This is a genomic window from Chamaesiphon sp. VAR_48_metabat_135_sub (genome assembly GCF_031418915.1).
Classification (GTDB): Bacteria; Cyanobacteriota; Cyanobacteriia; order Cyanobacteriales; family Chamaesiphonaceae; genus Chamaesiphon.
This window is the reverse complement of record NZ_JANOJV010000129.1, coordinates 1-3,487: the sequence shown is the minus strand read 5'-3', so window position 1 is coordinate 3,487 and position 3,487 is coordinate 1. Positions and strand designations below refer to the sequence as shown.

The following is a 3,487-nucleotide window of genomic DNA, read 5'->3' as shown; positions in this document are numbered from 1 at the left end:
TCGCGTATGCCTAGCAACACTTCTACAATTACCATAGGTATCGATCTCTGATTTCACTAGATTGACAAATAATCTAGTGAAGGCTAAGTCGCTCCAAATAAATACATCTAAACAGTTTTCGGCTAACTTAGGTGATTTACCTAATGTTTTCCAAACTGGCTGCATTAGCAGTGGTTTCTGATAGTCTAGTAGTGATAATGCGATCGCATCTAGAGCCTCAATCATTTTGGGAATATGTGGAATAACACTACTCGGCTCTGTCCAATCATCGATCGAGATCGGATAAAGATCGAGTATACTTTTGAGTAGATCGAGCCTACCTTTAAAGCTATCAATAATACTGCAAGCTAAGTATACGATCGTATCGGGTCTAATGACTATTTCACATCCATAATTATCCTCAGCAAGATCGCAAGTGGTATGATCTGGTAAAGCTGTTAGTTTAATCTCGATCGCTTGTAGACAGATTCCTCGATCGCGTGATTGTGTAACTAAATCTACTCCTGGTAAGTTACCAATTACATATTGCTGATAAGGAGTGAATTGATTTTCAAAGGCATAAAATAAATTATCGGATGTTGGCTCGATTCCGTACAGGGTGGATGTATCGATCGTTGAATGAATAACTTGTAAATTAGAATCGAGTTTTAGATAAATATTATCTAGATTGCGTTGGTACAAGTATGCACAAAGAGCGGCGGGGAACGATGAGTTAAAACAGTTTTTGCCCCATGCCTCTTTTTGGCTGAAGTCTCGATTGGAGTGGTTGAGTCCGAATAGCCCTGGTCTTGAAATTGTATTTTGTTCGATCGTCACTGATAAATATCTTGTTGAAGATTAAGAAGATGAAACAATTACTACCAATTAAAATTTTCTATTCCAAAGTTGCATTGTAACTGCTTCATGTATGTGTTTAATTTTCTCAAGACATAATCAGCCATGTTTCCAGGTGTATTGTCATTAGTGTAGCAAAACTCTAAACAAATTATCTTATCATTCATGTCCACCAAAATATCAGGTCTAATATTTGTTAGATGAGGATGTCTTATTTCAGAAGAAAAACTGAAATCTGATCCTTGAAATGCATCTTTTAATGCGAAGCAAATAGATTTATTAAAATGCTGATCGCTTATCTTATTTGTAGATATATCTGAATTAATCTGCTTAAATGCTTGTGTTGCATTTTTCAAACCTTGTTCGACTTTACCACTTTTTCGCTTCCCTCTCATAGGGATACCAGCCAATTGTAGATATAAAGGCGTTACTTTAAGTGTTTCTCCCGCTCTCCTTTTTGTAAACCAAAAGGGTGGAATGTTATAGTTATTTTCATCAAGTAAATTTTCTTTTGAGATAGGAACTTCTGCATCTTTTGCGTAAGCAGCTATACAACTTATCAAAGCATTCGTTGGCAAATACATAATTTTAGTTGTTAGCATCCTACTACTAAGTGCCAACGAAAGACGTTTAGCTGGCCAGTCAGCTTTTTTTGATTGTTATCAGTAATATATACAGATAGAGATTTGTAGTCAGCATTCCACATCTCATTGATTATATCTGGTGTCTGTTTTGCAAAACGTGCTACTGTTCCTTCGGCATCAGGGTAGGAAAAAATAAACCAGACCTCTGTTGGCTTAGGAATAGATTTTACTATTTTGGAAATATAATTAGTTCTCGTTTCCCAAAGATTTCTAACACTTGTTAAGTAATCTCTAATTAGATGTTTTTCTTGAGGCTTTTGCTGGTAATTATTTTTTAATTCTTCAAAATCATTGTCATTTAATTGAAAATCATAACAGCTTTTCCCTTTATTGAAAAACATAATTGTTTTTTTCGCAATATTTGGGTATTCTTCAATCGGAGGGCCAGTGAATTTTATTACGGGTATTCTTCTGTGAAACATAGTACTAGAATAACTCTTGGCGAAAGACTGCATACTATCTAAGTCCTTCATTACCGTAACAGGCCAAATAATTAAAATTGGCCATTTACGAAGTAAACTATTTAAATCCCTGAAAAAAGCAATAACATCATTATCACTTTCATCTTCTAAATTCTCCAAATAATCTATAACGATACATAATTTATCATTTGCTGCGTTATTGTTTGACAAAAATTGAATAGCTTCTTGCTTAATTGCTTTAATTAATTCTTTTAATTTTGAAGAATCATCAGTCTGAACTAATTCACCAGCATCAATTGGTAATATTTGTTGAATGGGAATATATTTTTGAAATTGCAATGAGCTAACAAATGTTGACTTTCCAACTCCAGAAACTCCATATAAAAACAGTAAATAGCCAGCATTCTTAATATCTGCTAAGACCTGAACAATCTGTTCTTCAAATTCAGTTACAGGAACAATTAGATCTGGAAGTCTAGATTTACCTTCCCCGATTTCTTGTAATAATTCTTCATAAGTTAATGGTAGGAATAGATCTAAACCATCATTTATGTTAATACTAGGTGTTTGGCAGATATTATCTTTATTACTTAAAGTATTTTTTATCTTTTCTTTTTTCTCTGAGACTGAATTGTCTTGGTATTCATCTTTGACAATCAATATTTCTTGTAAATCGCTATTTGATGAAATTAAGTTTTCTACACCATCAGGACAAAGGTTTAATTCTATTTGATTAGGATTGCTTTTTTTATTAGCCATGTTTAATTATTAATTGATAGTACTAATATCAAGCAATTATTGATCTTCAAGTCAACTAAACTTGAGATGGGCATTGCCCACCTCAATTAATTATGCCCAGATTTACACCTCAGCTAGCTTTCTGACCTCATCTACTGAGACAGTTCGACCTTCATCTTCAAAACCAGAAATCTGGTCGAAATTGAGATAACGATACAGATCCCCCGCAAACGGGTTGATTTTCTTGCTCATCAAATCCAGATACTCCGGTACCGTCGGAATCCGCCCTAATAGCGAACAAACAGCCGCTAATTCTGCCGAACCGAGATAGACTTGGGCACCTTTACCCATCCGATTATTAAAATTGCGGGTGGAAGTCGAGAACACCGTGGCATTATCAGCCGTCCGCGCTTGATTTCCCATACAAAGACTGCATCCAGGCATTTCTGTCCGTGCGCCAGCGGCATCGAAGATGGCGTACATGCCTTCGGCTTTGAGTTGGGATTCGTCCATGCGGGTGGGGGGACAAATCCACAACTGGGTGGTGACTGCGGGTTCGCCGTCGAGGACTTTGGCGGTGGCGCGGTAGTGTCCGATATTGGTCATGCAGGAGCCGACGAAGACTTCATCGATGGTTGCTCCAGCTACTTCGCTCAGGAGTTTGATATTGTCGGGGTCGTTGGGGGCGGCGACGATCGGTTCGGTAATTGTATTAAGATCGATCTCGATGATTTCGGCATATTCGGCATCGGCATCGGCGGACATTAATACGGGATTAGCCAGCCAAGCTTCCATCTGGGCGACGCGGCGCAACATGGTACGGGCATCGGTATAACCGCGTGCGACCAT

Annotated in this window: 4 protein-coding genes; all 4 read right to left on the bottom strand. The window is 37.5% G+C overall.

Annotated features, from left to right (window positions below; translation table 11 throughout):
• On the bottom strand, positions 1 to 816 hold an 816-nt coding region (locus RMO55_RS09160; RefSeq protein ID WP_310425971.1), incomplete at its 3' end, for a HindVP family restriction endonuclease.
• A 41-nt stretch (positions 817 to 857) separates the two neighbouring features.
• Entirely contained in the window at positions 858 to 1,436 is a 579-nt protein-coding gene (locus RMO55_RS09155) for a hypothetical protein (protein WP_310425970.1), read from the bottom strand.
• A complete protein-coding gene (locus RMO55_RS09150) occupies positions 1,430 to 2,659 on the bottom strand; it encodes an ATP-binding protein (RefSeq protein ID WP_310425969.1) in 1,230 nt (409 codons plus the stop codon). The genes RMO55_RS09155 and RMO55_RS09150 overlap by 7 nt, the downstream gene beginning before the upstream one ends.
• Before the next feature lie 102 nt (positions 2,660 to 2,761).
• Positions 2,762 to 3,487: aconitase family protein (locus RMO55_RS09145; RefSeq protein ID WP_310425967.1), on the bottom strand; the 726-nt coding region annotated here is incomplete at its 5' end.